The organism is Oceanimonas pelagia (assembly GCF_030849025.1).
Taxonomy (GTDB): domain Bacteria; phylum Pseudomonadota; class Gammaproteobacteria; order Enterobacterales; family Aeromonadaceae; genus Oceanimonas; species Oceanimonas pelagia.
On sequence record NZ_CP118224.1, the window covers coordinates 234,122 to 248,111 of the forward strand.

General features: G+C 60.7%; 11 protein-coding genes. 3 read left to right on the forward strand and 8 right to left on the reverse strand.

The window, feature by feature from the left end; genetic code table 11:
- Positions 1–59: 59 nt before the first annotated feature.
- Genes PU634_RS01135 through PU634_RS01150 form a run of 4 tightly spaced genes read right to left on the reverse strand, consistent with a single transcriptional unit; the run spans position 60 to position 4,285 of the window.
- The gene (locus PU634_RS01135; protein ID WP_306762250.1) at positions 60–1,622 is read right to left on the reverse strand and encodes a BCCT family transporter; all 1,563 of its coding nucleotides are present in this window, start codon (positions 1,620–1,622) and stop codon (positions 60–62) included.
- A gap of 23 nt (positions 1,623–1,645) precedes the next feature.
- Complete coding sequence (locus PU634_RS01140) at positions 1,646–2,761, reverse strand: mandelate racemase/muconate lactonizing enzyme family protein (RefSeq protein WP_306762251.1); 1,116 nt, start codon at positions 2,759–2,761, stop codon at positions 1,646–1,648.
- A 10-nt stretch (positions 2,762–2,771) separates the two neighbouring features.
- Complete coding sequence (locus tag PU634_RS01145; protein WP_306762252.1) at positions 2,772–3,950, reverse strand: UxaA family hydrolase; 1,179 nt, start codon at positions 3,948–3,950, stop codon at positions 2,772–2,774.
- On the reverse strand, positions 3,947–4,285 hold the full coding sequence (locus PU634_RS01150; protein WP_306762253.1) for an SAF domain-containing protein: 339 nt from the start codon (positions 4,283–4,285) through the stop codon (positions 3,947–3,949). The genes PU634_RS01145 and PU634_RS01150 overlap by 4 nt, the downstream gene beginning before the upstream one ends.
- Positions 4,286–4,492: 207 nt before the next feature.
- Between PU634_RS01150 and PU634_RS01155 the strand changes: the two genes are divergently transcribed.
- Positions 4,493–5,179, forward strand: coding sequence for a GntR family transcriptional regulator (locus tag PU634_RS01155; protein ID WP_306762254.1), 687 nt, complete (start codon positions 4,493–4,495; stop codon positions 5,177–5,179).
- Between the two features lie 70 nt (positions 5,180–5,249).
- Positions 5,250–6,068, forward strand: a complete 819-nt coding sequence (locus tag PU634_RS01160) for a DUF2797 domain-containing protein (RefSeq protein WP_306762255.1) — start codon at positions 5,250–5,252, stop codon at positions 6,066–6,068.
- A 61-nt stretch (positions 6,069–6,129) separates the two neighbouring features.
- Here the strand turns inward: PU634_RS01160 and PU634_RS01165 are convergent, their stop codons facing one another.
- The 4 genes from PU634_RS01165 to PU634_RS01180 form a co-directional block, all read right to left on the reverse strand.
- Positions 6,130–7,566: a carbon starvation CstA family protein gene (locus PU634_RS01165; protein ID WP_306762256.1), complete on the reverse strand. Its 1,437-nt coding sequence runs from the start codon at positions 7,564–7,566 to the stop codon at positions 6,130–6,132.
- Positions 7,567–7,699: 133 nt separating this feature from the next.
- Positions 7,700–8,410, reverse strand: a complete 711-nt coding sequence (gene btsR / locus PU634_RS01170) for a two-component system response regulator BtsR (protein ID WP_306762257.1) — start codon at positions 8,408–8,410, stop codon at positions 7,700–7,702.
- The gene (locus tag PU634_RS01175) at positions 8,407–10,083 is read right to left on the reverse strand and encodes a sensor histidine kinase (RefSeq protein ID WP_306762258.1); all 1,677 of its coding nucleotides are present in this window, start codon (positions 10,081–10,083) and stop codon (positions 8,407–8,409) included. The genes btsR and PU634_RS01175 overlap by 4 nt, the downstream gene beginning before the upstream one ends.
- Before the next feature lie 106 nt (positions 10,084–10,189).
- Positions 10,190–11,086: an NAD-dependent protein deacetylase gene (locus PU634_RS01180; RefSeq protein WP_306762259.1), complete on the reverse strand. Its 897-nt coding sequence runs from the start codon at positions 11,084–11,086 to the stop codon at positions 10,190–10,192.
- 306 nt (positions 11,087–11,392) lie between these two features.
- On the opposite strand from PU634_RS01180, the gene PU634_RS01185 reads away from it, so the two are divergent.
- Positions 11,393–13,960: an EAL domain-containing protein gene (locus PU634_RS01185; protein ID WP_306762260.1), complete on the forward strand. Its 2,568-nt coding sequence runs from the start codon at positions 11,393–11,395 to the stop codon at positions 13,958–13,960.
- The last annotated feature ends 30 nt before the right edge of the window (positions 13,961–13,990 follow it).

The following is a 13,990-nucleotide window of genomic DNA, read 5'->3' on the forward strand; positions in this document are numbered from 1 at the left end:
GGGCAATAAAAAAGCAGAGGGGGTCCTCTGCCTTTTTAAGTCATGTCGTCAGCCCGTTATCAGTCGGCCGGCACCGCTGCCACTATCGGTTGCTCCGCCAGGGGAGCTGGCTCGCCCACGGTTTCCCGGCCATTGAGCCAGCGGAAGAAGCCGTACAGCATGATGAAGATTACCACCATCAGCGGCAGCGAAGTGACGATGGCCAGGGTCTGCACCGTGCTCAGGGGCGCATCGATAAACATCATCGCCAGGGGCACCGCCGCCAGGATCAGACACCAGAACAGCCGCAGCGCCGTGGGTGGGTTGGCGTTTTCATCCAGCTGGTTGGCCGCGGTGGCCGCCAGGGTAAAGGAGGCCGAGTCCAGGGTGGTGGCCAGGAACAGAATGGACATGACCGCGAACACCACGATGAACAGGGCGCTGAACGGCAGGGTCTTCAGCACTTCCACTACCGTGGCCGAGCCACCGATGCTGTTGAGGGACTCAGTCACGTTCACCAGCTCGTTGAGATGGGTGCTCATGCTGTAGCTGCCCAGCACCCCGAAGAAGATAAAGCAGCCGGCGCTGCCGCCCAGCACCATGCTGAGGATCACTTCCTTCAGGGTACGGCCGGCGGACACCTTGGTGACGAACAGTGCCATAAAGGGTACATAGGTCATCCAGTAGGCCCAGTAGAACACGGTCCAGGAAGTGGGGAAGGAGCCGCCTTCCACCGGATCGGTCCACAGGCTCATGCGAATGAAGTTCTGCAGCATCAGGCCATAGCCGTTCACCGACTGGTCGATGATAAAGGTGGTCGGGCCCAGCACCAGAATGGCCAGCACAAACAGCACCGCCAGCTTGGTGTTCATGTCACTCAGCTTGGCCATGCCCTTTTCAATGCCCACGTAGGAGCTGATGGTAAACAGGGCGGTGATGCCCAGCATCAGAGCCAGGTTCATGCCAAAGCTGCTTTCGGTGCCCAGCAGTTCGGCGATGCCCTCGGTGACCATGGGCACGCTCAGGCCCAGGGTAATGCCCATGGCGCCCACACAGCTGAAGATGAAGATGGTGTCGATGGTCTTGCCCACGGCGGCGTTGTAGAACCGGCCCATGATGCTTTCACACACGGCGGAGAGCTTGAGCTGCGGGTTCTTGCGCACGTGAAAGGAGTAAGCCACCGGCAGCGAGGCGATGCAGTACAGCGACCAGGCCGAAATGCCCCAGTGGAACATGTTGTAGCTGGTGGCCCATTCCGCCGCCTGGGTGGAGTTGGCCTCAATGTTGTAGGGCGGGCTCATGTAGTAATAGCCCCACTCCAGAAAGGCCCAGTACACGGTGGCCGAGCCCAGTCCGGCGCAGATCATCATTGCCAGGTAGGTAAACAGGCTGTACTGGGGCTTGTTGTCGCCCAGGCGAATGTTGCCGTGCTTGCCAAAGGCGATGCAGGCCAGGGCGATCACGCTGAAAAAGCCGAACAGCAGATACACGGAGCCGAACTGCTCGGTGAGTACGTTGAACAGCTGTTTGGCCATGGCGTTGCCCTGTTCGGGAAACAGTGACAGGCCGGCCACGATAAAGAAGATGGTGGTCAAACTGACCAGCATCAGCGGTTTGTCTACGGTATTTCTCTGTTGTTTCATGTCGAATGATTCCATTTCATTGATTACACGCGGTACCGACCGATGATGTCTTCGTTTAGTTCGACACCCAGTCCGGGTGCGTCCGGAACCGGCACATGGCCATCTGTAAAGGGCAGACGGTTGCTCACCAAATCGGTGAACAGGGGGCTTCGGCTCTGGGAGTATTCCATCAGGGTGCCGTGTTCGCTGGCCGCGAGGAAGTGCACCGAGGCGGCCAGCAAAATGCCGGTGCTGAAGCCGTGGGGCACCAGTTGCACGCCGTGCAGCTGGGCCAGATCGTAGATCTTCTTCATTTCGGTGATGCCGCCGCAGCGGGTGATGTCCGGCTGCACGATATCGACCCCGGAATGCTCCAGAAAATGTTTGAACTCGTAACGGGTGGTGAGCGACTCACCGCCGGCCAGTCTGGCCTTGAGCTTGCCCGCCAGCTTGCTGTAGCCGGCCAGATCGTCGGCCAGCACCGGCTCTTCAATCCAGTTCAGGTTAAAGGGCGCCAGCCGCTCGGCCATAAAGGCGGCATGGCCGGAGGTGCGCCACTTGGAAGCCAGATCGATCTGTACTTCAATCTGATCGCCCACCGCTTCACGTACCGCCTTGACGATGCGGTAGTCGGTGTCGGGATCGTCGCCGAACACGCCGCCGCCAAACTTGAGGCTGGTAAAGCCCTGGGCCACCAGGCCGGCGGCAATGGCGCCGTTGGCCTCGGGGTTGGCGTCGGGAATAAAGGTGCCGTAGGCCTTGATACGGTCGCGGTATTTTCCCCCCAGCAGGGTGTGCAGCGGCACCTGGTAAAACTGGCCGGCGATGTCCCACAGCGCGATGTCGATGGCGCTGATGGCATGAATGCCGGCGCCGCGGCGGCCCACGTAGTTGGAGGCCCAGTACATCTTGTTCCACAGCCGCTCGATTTCCAGCGGGTTTTCGCCGATCAGCAGCGAGCGCAGGCCGTGGCAATAGAGGTTGGACTGGGGTGTTTCAATACAGGCCTTGATCACCGCCGGGGAGCTGTCGGCTTCGCCCACACCGATGAGGCCGGCGTCGGTGTGCACCCGCACCACCACAGCATCTTCGCCCCATTCGCATTCCTGATCCGCCGCGGGCACCCGCAGGCAGATCACTTCCACATCGGTAATACGCATACGAATTCTCTTAAACCGGTTGGGAATGGATCAGTGTCTCCAGACGCTGATCCTTCTGATAAAGCGAGCAGTAGGCAAAGCCCACTTCCTCGATGGCGGTTTGTTCGCCGTCGATCACGCGATCCAGGCAGTCGAGCACCTGATCGGCGGCCTGATCCACGCTCTGGGTGGCGGCCATGATGCCGCTCACGTCCACGTCGATGTCTTCGGTGATCAGTGACGCATTGCCGCTGACCCGGATCACCGGCACGATGGGGTTGCTGAAGCCGGCACCGCCGGTGGTCCACAAAATCACCTGGGCCCCCAAGGCGGCGAAGTGCATGCCCGAGGCGCCGCACAGGTGGCTGGTTTCGGACAGATACATGCCCGGCGCCTGGGGTTGTTCAATGCCTTGCGGGGTAATGCGCAGCACGTCCTGAATGGGCCGGGTGCCGGTCTTGTGCAGGGCGCCCAGGGCCTTTTCTTCCAGGGTGGTGAGGCCGCCGACGCTGTTGCCGATGCTCATGGTTTCCACCTCGGTGCCGGGCACGTGCCAGCGCCGCTCTTCGTCCAGGATCAGCCGTTCCAGCTTGTCGGCCACCGCCGGGGTCACCGCGCGCTGGCGCAGAATGTCTTCGCAGCCAATCAGCTCAATCAGCTCGCCGGCCACACAGCTGGCGCCGGCGTCCACCAGGGCATCCACCGCCCGGCCCACCGCCGGGTTGGAGGCAATGCCGGAGCTGGTGTCGGAGCCGCCGCATTTCACTCCCACCAGCAGCTCGCTGATGGACACCGGCTCCACCGGCACCTCTGCCGCCTGTGCCACCAGCTCCTGTGCCAGTTCAATGCCCTGGCGAATGGTCTGGCGGGTGCCGTTGTTCTTGATGATCGACAGCCGCCGTACCGGCTTGCCGGCCTGCTCCAGCGGCGCGGCGATCAGCGCCGGATCGATGCTGCCGCAGCCCATGTTGAGGATCAGCGCGCCCGCCACGTTGGGGTTGAGGCCGGCGCCGATCATGATGTTGACCAGCTCCTCGTTGCCGCCATACATGCAGGTGTAGTGGTTGGTCACGATGACGCAGTCGCTCACCTTCTGGCGAATGGCCTGGGCAATGCCTTCGGCGCATTCATCAATGGCAAGGATCAAAATATGATTGCGGATCCCGGCCTGGCCGTTGGCGCGCCGGTAACCCTGAAAATGTTGTTTCATTCGGTCTCGATCCGCATTTGTTGAATGATCTGCTCGATGATGTTGTCCGGAATATCGACCCGGCTGCTGCGCACGTTTTGCACATGCACCAGCTCGCCGGCGGGAATGGCCCTGATCGCCCGTCCGATGTCATAGCCGGCCTTGCGGATGGGCTGCTCGGCGGCAATGGCGTGCAGCGCCATCTTGTTGCCGAAGGGAATGGCCTGCAGCGTCTGGAAGCTGCCCACCCGCTGGTTTTGATCGTCGATGACCTCCACTGTCTGATGCTTGCTTGCATCACTCAGCAGGGTGGCGACATTGTCTTGTTGGTCTAACCGAATGGCTTTGACTGTCATGTTCACCTGATCCTTTTTGCTGATTGTCCTACAATCTACGGTCGGCGATTTTGACACAGGTCAAAACCGAGGAACAGGGGTAAATGTGTCTGTTTTGTTGATAGTCTGAAGCAAAACTTTGTAGAGCGGTTGCCGGGTGTAACATCGCCTGGCGATGCAGATCCTGTACAATGGCCCTGCTGGATTCACCCTGACGATTGATATGTAATGAAAAAAATCATTAAAAGCAGTCTGGAAGAACAAGCCGCCGATTACCTGCGGGAGCTGATCCTGAGCGGCCATTACCAGATGGGACAAAAGCTGGTGGAAAGTGCCCTGGCCCGGGAGCTGGAGCTGTCGCGCAGCACCATTCGCATGGCGCTGAACACCCTGGCCCACGAGGGTATAGTGGTACAGACCCCTTATGTGGGCTGGCAGGTGATCGATCTGAACGAGCACGATCTGTGGGAGATCTTTCATCTTCGCGTGGCGCTGGAGCCCAGATCCGCCTGGCTGGCGGCCGAGCGCCTGAGTGACGAGGGCCGCCGGCGCCTGCAGGAGATGATGGCGCTGTTTCTGGAAAAGGCCGCTACCCCGGGCGTGGACAGCCAGGAGCTGAGCCGCATGGAGCTGCAGTTGCACAGCCTGATCGTGGAGCTGAGTGAAAACCAGCGGCTGTACAGCATCTACCAGAACGTGGCCAATCAGATGCTGATTTATTTCAACATCGATCTGGTGACCTACGAGCCGGAAGAGATCGCCGGCAGCCACCAGCCGCTGGTGGACGCTATCTGCGCCGGCGACGCCGAGCTGGCGGCCCGGCTGGCGGAAGAAAACATCACTACCTTCAGCGAGATAGGCGAGAAGTTCAAGGCCCACTGCGAGCAGTCCCGCAAGCGGGCAGCCGGGCGCTGACCCGGCTCCGGGACGCCCGTGCCGGTGGCTGGTAGAATGGTGCTCATAACATAACGACACAGAAGCAAGCATGAGCAACCTTACCGGAACCCTGATCAAGATGCCGGCCAGCCTGGCTGGCCCCGTGGCCTACCAGCTGGCGCTGGGCGAGCACCGCATTGACCTGAACGCCCGTCTGGGCCAGCCCCTGACGCTGACCTTTACCGGCAACATTTACTGCGATGCCTGTGGCCGCAAAACCAAAAAAAGCTACTCTCAGGGCCACTGTTTTCCCTGCATGAAAAAACTGGCGCGCTGCGACATGTGCGTGATGAAGCCGGAAACCTGCCACTATTTTGAAGGCACCTGCCGCGAGCCCGAGTGGGGCGATCGCAACTGCATGGTGCAGCACATCGTGTATCTGGCCAACACCTCCGGCCTCAAGGTGGGCATTACCCGCCATACCCAGGTACCCACCCGCTGGATTGATCAGGGCGCCACCCAGGCACTGCCGCTGCTCAGGGTGGCCACCCGCCAGCTCTCCGGTTTTGTGGAAGTGGCCCTGGCCGATATGGTGGCCGACAAAACCAACTGGCGCGCCATGCTCAAGGGCGACGAGGCACCTTTGAATCTCAAGGCCGAAGCCGAACGCCTGCTGCCGGAAATAAAGGAAAAACTGGCCGAGCTCACCCTTAAATACGGCGACGACGCTATTACCGTGCTCGATGAGCCGGTGGTCGAGCTCAGTTACCCGGTGCTGGAATATCCGAAAAAAATCACCAGCCACAACTTCGACAAGAACCCGGAAGTGGCCGGCACCCTGCTTGGCATCAAGGGCCAGTATCTGATTTTCGACACCGGGGTGATTAACCTGCGCAAGTTCACCGGCTACGAGGTGACCCTGGACTGAGGTTGCCAGACAACAAAAAGCCGGCCCACAAGGCCGGCTTTGGCATATCTGGCGTGAGCAATCAGGCTTCGTCGGCCAGCATGCCCTCGTTGCGGCCCTTGATGCGGGTAATGAGCATGGCGGTGATCACCAGGGTGAGTACCAGGCCGGTGACGGTGGACAGGGTCATCGGCAGGCCGGCGCCCAGGGTGGCGGAGTTCAGCAAAAAGCTGATAACGACCGTGGTCATAAACATGGCCGGCACGGTGGCAATCCAGTGCAGCTTGTTGTGGCGCAGCAGGTAGGCCGAGGCGGTCCACAGCATCATCACCGCGGTGGCCTGGTTGGCCACGCCGAAGTAGCGCCAGATAATGCCGAAATCCACCTGGGTCAGCACGGCGCCAATCACGAACAGCGGAATGGCCAGCAGCAAACGCTTGGGCAGGCGGTTTTGCGGCATATTGAAATACTCGGCCAGGATCAGGCGGGCGGAGCGGAAGGCGGTGTCGCCGGAGGTGATGGGCAGCACAATCACGCCCAGTACCGCCATAAAGCCGCCCACGGCGCCCAGCAGGCCGGTGGAGGCCTCATACACCAGATTGGCCGGGTTGCCGCCCATGCCGGTGTTCAGGCCTTCCACGCCCCCGAAGAACGACAGGGCAATGGCGCACCAGATAAGGGCGATAATGCCTTCGCCGATCATGGCGCCGTAAAACACAAAGCGGCCATTGCTTTCATTTTCCACGCAACGGGCCATCAGCGGCGACTGAGTGGCGTGAAAGCCGGACACGGCGCCACAGGCGATGGTGATAAACAGTGCCGGCCACAGCGGCATGTCGTTGGGGTTCAGGTTCTGGAAGAAGTCGCCCACTTCAAAGCCCGGCAGCATGGTGTGCTCGCTTGAAGCCACCAGCGCCACGGTGAGGCCCACCGACATAAAGATCAGCAGGGCACCAAAGAAGGGATACAGGCGACCGATGATCTTGTCTACCGGCACTATGGTGGCCAGCAGGTAATACACGAAGATCACGCCCACAAACACCGACACGCTCACGCCGGTGATCTTGGCCAGCAGGCCGGCGGGGGCGGAGATAAACACCACGCCCACCAGCAGCAGCAGCACAATGGCGAACACGTTCATAAAGTTTTTGGCGCCCCGGCCCAGGTATTTACCCGCCAGGTTGGGCACCGACTGACCGCCGTTACGCACCGACAGCATGCCCGAGAAGTAGTCGTGCACCGCGCCGGCGAAAATGCAGCCCAGCACAATCCACAGCATGGCGGCGGGGCCATAGAGCGCACCCAGAATGGGGCCGAAGATGGGGCCGACACCGGCGATGTTGAGCAGCTGAATGAGGTAGACCTTGCCTTTGGACATGGGCACATAGTCCACGCCGTCGCCCTGGGCAAACGCCGGGGTCTGGCGTTGTGGCTTGATGCCGAATACCTTTTCGACAAAGGTGCCGTAGATGAAATAGCCGCCGAGCAGCAGGCCGACGCAGAGCAAAAACCAGGTCATAACATCATCCCTCTTGTAGAAATTGGCGCCAGTGTAGGCAGTAAACAAGACGGGAAAAGTGCTACCTGGGTGAGCGGTTGAATGGGCGGGGTAAGCGGTCGCCAGCGGGACTGAACGATCGCTCACTTTGCTGCTAGTGAAAGCCGAACAACTGCTTCAGCGGCTTGAGGTAGCGGCGCGACACCGGCACCCGGGCGCCGGCGCGGGTGGTGAGTTCGGCGCCGGCCTCCAGCACCTCGATTTCGGCAATGGCGCCGGGGGCTACCAGGTATTGCCGGTGGCAGCGTACCAGCGGGGTTTTTTCCTCTATGACCTTCAGGGTCATGTGGGTGTGCACTTGTTCGCCGGCGGTGGCCACGTGCACGCCGGAGAGATCGCTGAACACGTATTCCACCTCCTTCACCGCCACCACCTTCAGTTTCTGACCGCTGTAGCAGGGCAGGTGCTCCAGCCGGCTGGGGGCCAGCGCCGTTACTGCCTGCGGGCGTAGATCCCGGCGCACTTTTTCCAGGGTTTGTTGCAGCCGCTGCTCGTCCACCGGCTTGAGTAAATAGTCAAAGGCGTGGCGGTCAAAGGCCTGCACCGCAAACTCGTCGAAGGCGGTGACGAACACCACCCGGGGCATGGTGGCCGGATCCAGCATGGCGATCAGCTCCATGCCGCTGATGCGGGGCATCTGAATATCCAGAAACACCAGATCGGGCTGTAGCCGGGTAATGGCCTGCATGGCCTCAATGGCGTTGCCGCACTGACCCACTATCTCGATGTCGGGGGCCTCGGCCAGCTGGGTGGCCAGCTCGTCCCGGGCAAAGGGTTCGTCGTCGATAATCAGGCAGGTGATCATGCTGAGGGCTCCGTCACGGGCAGGCGAATTTCCACTTGCGTAAAGTCACCGGGCTCATACTCCACGGTCAGGCCGTAGTCGGGCCCGAACAGGTTCTGAATGCGTTTGTGCACCAGGTTCATGCCCAGGCCATCCGAGTCTTTTTTGGGCTGATACAGGCCGGCGTTGTCGGTGACCGTCAGTAATAATACACCCTCGCCGATACTGGCGGTGACCCGAATATGGCCGGTGTCCAGCAGGTGGGAGGTGCCGTGCTTGACCGCGTTCTCGATAATGGGCTGCAGGGTAAAGGCCGGCACCCGAACGCCGTGCAGCGATGCGGGAATGTCGATGTCTACTTGCAGCTTGTCGATAAATCGGGCCTTCTCGATGGTCAGGTAGGCGTGAATGTGCTCCAGCTCGTCGCCCAGGGTGACCAGGCCGGTGGTGCGCTTGAGGTTGATGCGCAGAAACTGGCTGAGCTGCTGCAACAGCTGGCGCGCCTTGTTGGGATCCCGGCGGGTGATGGCCCCTATGGTGCTTAATGCATTAAACAGAAAGTGCGGATTGACCTGGGCCTGCAGCAGCTTCAGCTCCGCCTGGGTCAGCAGGCTTTGCTGCTGCACAAAGCGGCCAAACAGGATCTGGCTCGACAGCAGGCGGGCAATACCTTCCCCCAGGGTACGGTTGATATTGAGAAACAGCTTGTTCTTGGGCTCGTACAGCTTGATGGCGCCCACCACTTCGTTGTCGCTGTGCAGCGGGATCACCAGGCTGGAGCCAAGGGTACAGTGCGGCGACATGGAGCAGGCGTAGGGGGTTTCCACCCCGTCGGCAAACATCACCTTGTTTTGCTGCATGGCGTCCAGGGTCATCTGTGAAGAGATGGGTGCGCCGGGCAGATGATGATCGGCGCCGATACCGATAAAGGCCAGCAGCTTCTCTCTGTCGGTAATGGCCACGGCGCCGACTTTGGTTTCTTCGATTAATATGCGCGCCACCTGGGCGCTGGTTTCCTCGTTAAAGCCCTTGCTGAGCAGGCCCACACTGCGCTCGGCAATTTTCAGCGCCTTGGTGGAAAAGGCCGACGACTGCTTGTCGAACATGGTTTTCTGATCCCGAATCATGCTCATGAACAGGGCGGCCCCCACCGAATTGACCAGCAGCATGGACGGCGCAATCTGCAGCACCAGTGCCAGGGCATCGTCAAAGGGGCGGGCCAGCAGCAGAATAATGGCCATCTGCATCAGCTCGGCAAACAGGGTCAGCAGGCAGACCCGCAGCGGATTGAACACCTGCTCGCTGCGGCCGGTGCGGCGCAGATACAGGCTGACCAGACCGGCACTCAGCCCCTCAAGGGTAGTGGACACGGCGCAGGCCAGATCGGTAAAGCCGCCCAGGCTGTAGCGGTGCAGCCCGCCGGTGAGACCCACCAGAGTGCCGGTCACCGGGCCGCCGAGCAGGCCGCCCAGCACGGCGCCCATGGCGCGGGTATTGGCGATGGCGCCGTGGGTCTGCTCGCCAAAATAGGTGGCCATGATGCAGAAACCGGAAAATACCAGATAAATGAATATCTTGTGGGGTAACCGGGTGGAGGCTTCGGTAAACAGCTTGAACAGCGGCGTGCGGCTTACCAGGTACACGATGACCAGATAGAGCGACATCTGCTGAGTCAGCAGCAGGATAAGCGACATGGCGGCTCCTTGAGGGCGGGCGCTGATCCCGATTTTATAATAGTCCCGCTGCGATCGGCTATCGGGGTCATCGTTGGCCCTTGTGAGGCCCGCAGAATACCGTTATTCAGCGGGATGTTCCGTTATGGATTCCGGCTCGGGGACCGGAATGATCGCTGCTGTCGGTGGATGGCTTGCGGGAGGCCAGCCCGTTGAGGGTGGCCTGCAACAACGGGGTGATGGGTGCATTCAGCTTCAGACTGAGCAGCTCATCGGCGCGGGTTTTGCCAAGGGTAAGGGCGGCAATGGGCTTGTTCCACTCCTGTGCCTTGCGGCAGAAGCGAAAGCCGGAATACACCATCAGCGACGAGCCGATCACCAGCAGGCCGTCGGCCGCTTCAAGCGCATTCAGTGAGTCCAGCACCCTTTGCCTGGGCACATTGTCGCCAAAGAACACCACATCGGGTTTGAGAATGCCGCCGCACCGGTGGCACTCGGGAATACGAAAACGGCTGAAGTCCACGTCCAGATCCGCATCGCCATCCGGGGCGGTGGCGGCGGTGTAGTGAATGAAATCCGGGTTCAGCTCGGCGCTGCGCCGGTGGGTTTCTTCCCGGCTGCAACGGTAATGACAGCTCATGCATATCACTTGATCGGAGCGCCCGTGCAGATCCACCACCTTTTCGCTGCCGGCGCGCTGATGCAGGCCGTCCACGTTCTGGGTGACCAGCAGGCTGACATGGCCCAGCTGCTCCAGTTGTGCCAGAGCCGAGTGGGCCAGGTTGGGCCGGGCATCGCGCATCACCGGCCAGCCCACCAGGCTGCGGCCCCAGTAGCGTTTACGGGTATGCTCGCAACCCATAAAGTCCGGGTGCTGCACCGGCTGCCGGCGCTTCCACTGCCCCTGATGATCCCGGTAGTCGGGAATACCGGAGTCGGTACTGATGCCGGCTCCGGTCAGCACCAGCAGGCGAGGGTGGGCCTGAATGAATTCAATCAGGCCGGAATGGGGCTTTTGCATCATGGCGCGGCTCCCGAAGGTAGATGAATGGCATAGAGGATGGCTGCCTGGCACAACCGGGCACCTTCGTTTTATTATGCCCTATGGCCAGCGCCTGTATAGCTGCGGGAGCCCGGCTGGAAGGAACGGGCGGCAGTTGCACTGATCACTGTTTGGGATGGATAATGCCGCCGGGCTTTCTGAACGGTCGTGTCCGGCGGTGAGGAATGGTTCAGAATTAAAGCCTTTTTTGTCAAGATCATGGCATGATCGCCCGCATTCCCCTCTGCTTTCATTTTTTGCTAACTCCCCTTCCTTAGAGAAACTGGTATGAACCTGGCGCACAAGGCACTTGCCATTCAGCAAGGCATTCAGGACCAAATCGCCCGGCACGCGCCGTTTGACGATATCCTGACCAACATTATCGACATGGTCGCCCAGCAGCTGCCTGACGCCCGGGTATCCCTGATGATGCTGGACGAAAAAGAGGGCACGCTGAGCCTGGTTGCCGCCCGGGGATTGTCCGATGCCTATTGCCGGGCGGCTCAGCAGTTGCCCGTGGGCCCGGCCATGGCCGCCTGCGGTGTGAGCGCGTACAGCCGCAATGTGGTGATCACCGACAATATTGCACAGGATGCCAACTGGCGGCCGTTTCTTGAATATACCCGTGCTGAAGGACTGGCTGCCTGCTGGTCTGCCCCTGTGGTGACCGCCGATGAGAAATTGCTGGGGACCTTTGCCATTTATCATCACTACCCGAAATCCCCGAACGACGCGGAGCGCAACCTGCTGCTGCAGGCGGCCGCCCTGCTGGCCCTGACCATTGAGCGCCAGCGGGACCGGCAGGCGCTGCAATTGCACGAACAACGTTTTCGCTCATTGTTCACCCATCATCCGGATGCAGTATTCGAGTTTGATCTGGAGGGGCGCTTTCTATCCGGCAATCAGGCCCTGACGCGCATGACCGGGTTTTCGCAGCAGCAGCTCAGGGGCTTTCCTTGCGAGCAGTTTGTGGCGAAAGCAGACAGGGCACGGGCGCGCAAAGCGTTTCGGCAAAGTTGCCGGGGCCTGCCCCAGCACTACGAACTGACCGCCTATAATGCGCGGGGCGAGAGCTATCGTATGGACGTTACCAACCTGCCCATCGTCATTAATGGTGATGTGGTCGGGGTTTACGGCATAGGGCGGGATGTGACCCGGCAGCGCAGCCAGGAAGCCGAGCTGCATTTGCTCAAGCGCGGAATTGAGGCCACACCCAACGGCATTGTCATGGCGGATGCCACGGCACCGGACTTGCCCCTGGTTTACGTTAATGCGGCTTTTCTCAGCATCACGGGGTACCGGCGCGAAGAAGTGCTGGGCCGCAACTGCCGTTTGCTGCAGGGAGAAAACACCGATCCCCGGGCCGTGGCCGCCATCCGCGCCGCCATTGCCGACCGCCGTGAACATGAAGTCACCCTGCTGAATTACCGCAAGGACGGCACTCCCTTCTGGAATCAGTGCATACTGGCGCCGGTATTTGACGCGCAGGGGCAATGTACCCATTACATTGGCATTCAGCAGGATGTGACCCGGCAACGCGAAAACGAAGAGACGCTGCGCTTTCAGCGTTCACACGATCTGCTGACCGGCCTGCCCAACCGCATGGCCTTTCAGGCCCGGCTGGCAGAGCACTGCCGGCTGTTTGGTCATCAGGCCCGTTCGCTGGCGGTGCTGGCTGTCAACCTGGACGGTTTCAAAATCGTCAATGACGGTCTGGGGCACCAGGTGGGCGACAGCCTGCTCAGGGCGGTGGCGCAACGGCTGACGGGCTGGCTGAAACCGGGGGATTTGCTTGCCCGCCTGGGCGGAGATGACTTCGGCCTGTTGCTGCCAAACCGGCAGCAGCAAGACATGATTGAGGCGGCGGAAAGTCTGCTGGAGTTGTTGTGCCGGCCGTTTGATATTGGCGAGCATCCGCTGCACCTGAGTGCCAGTATCGGCATTGTGGCTGCCGGGGAGCCGCTGCACGACGGTGGTGAGCTGCTTCAGCATGCCAACCTGGCCATGCGTGAAGCCAAACGGCAGGGGCGTAATACCTGGCAGTGGTACAGCGGTGGCATCAACACGCATATTCATCACCACATTACCCTGCGCCGGGAAATTCAGGAGGCGCTGGAAAATGACCAGTTTACGGTATATTACCAGCCGCTGGTGGATGCCCGCAGTGGTGAAATACGCAGCCTGGAAGCCCTGATCCGATGGCAGCATCCGCAGCGGGGCATGGTGCCGCCGGGAGATTTTATTCCACTGGCCGAGCAGACCGGCCAGATCATCGGCATCGGCCGCTGGGTGTTGCGGCGGGCCTGCCAGGATGCCGCCCGGATCAATGCCCGCCGGTCCGCGCCCTTGCGGGTGGCGGTGAATGTGTCGCCGCTGAGTTTTCAGCGTGGTCAGTTTCTGCTGGACGTCAAACAGATACTGCAGGAGACCGGAACGGCGCCTTGCCTGCTCAAGCTGGAGCTGACCGAAGGGGTGTTGATGTCGGGAGCCGACCATGCCATTGAGAACCTGCGGGCCATACGCGAGCTGGGCGTCAAGGTGGCCATTGATGACTTTGGCACCGGCTTTTCCAGCCTCAGTTATTTGCGTCAGTTGCCGGTTAATCAGCTCAAGCTGGATCGCAGTTTCATTCACGACATTACCAGCAACAAGGACAGTGCGGCCATTGTGCAGGGGGTGATCACCATGGCGCATCACCTGGGCCTGCAGGTGGTGGCCGAGGGAGTGGAAACCCGCGCCCAGCAGGACGATTTGATTATGCGGGGCTGCGACCTGCTGCAGGGATTTCGTTTTTCCCCTCCGCTGCCCCTGAACGAGGTGTTGCAGCTGCCCGCCAGGCTGCCAGCAGCCCAATAATTCCAGCCGCCATTGATTCGGTGTAGATGA

Coding starts and splice junctions, on each gene's coding strand:
- PU634_RS01145 (WP_306762252.1), bottom strand. CDS start 3,950: ATGAAACAACATTTTCAGGGTTACCGGCGCGCCAACGGCCAGGCCGGG.
- PU634_RS01175 (WP_306762258.1), bottom strand. CDS start 10,083: ATGTCGCTTATCCTGCTGCTGACTCAGCAGATGTCGCTCTATCTGGTC.
- PU634_RS01140 (WP_306762251.1), bottom strand. CDS start 2,761: ATGCGTATTACCGATGTGGAAGTGATCTGCCTGCGGGTGCCCGCGGCG.
- PU634_RS01165 (WP_306762256.1), bottom strand. CDS start 7,566: ATGACCTGGTTTTTGCTCTGCGTCGGCCTGCTGCTCGGCGGCTATTTC.
- PU634_RS01150 (WP_306762253.1), bottom strand. CDS start 4,285: ATGACAGTCAAAGCCATTCGGTTAGACCAACAAGACAATGTCGCCACC.
- PU634_RS01160 (WP_306762255.1), top strand. CDS start 5,250: ATGAGCAACCTTACCGGAACCCTGATCAAGATGCCGGCCAGCCTGGCT.
- PU634_RS01135 (WP_306762250.1), bottom strand. CDS start 1,622: ATGAAACAACAGAGAAATACCGTAGACAAACCGCTGATGCTGGTCAGT.
- PU634_RS01180 (WP_306762259.1), bottom strand. CDS start 11,086: ATGATGCAAAAGCCCCATTCCGGCCTGATTGAATTCATTCAGGCCCAC.
- PU634_RS01155 (WP_306762254.1), top strand. CDS start 4,493: ATGAAAAAAATCATTAAAAGCAGTCTGGAAGAACAAGCCGCCGATTAC.
- PU634_RS01185 (WP_306762260.1), top strand. CDS start 11,393: ATGAACCTGGCGCACAAGGCACTTGCCATTCAGCAAGGCATTCAGGAC.
- btsR (WP_306762257.1), bottom strand. CDS start 8,410: ATGATCACCTGCCTGATTATCGACGACGAACCCTTTGCCCGGGACGAG.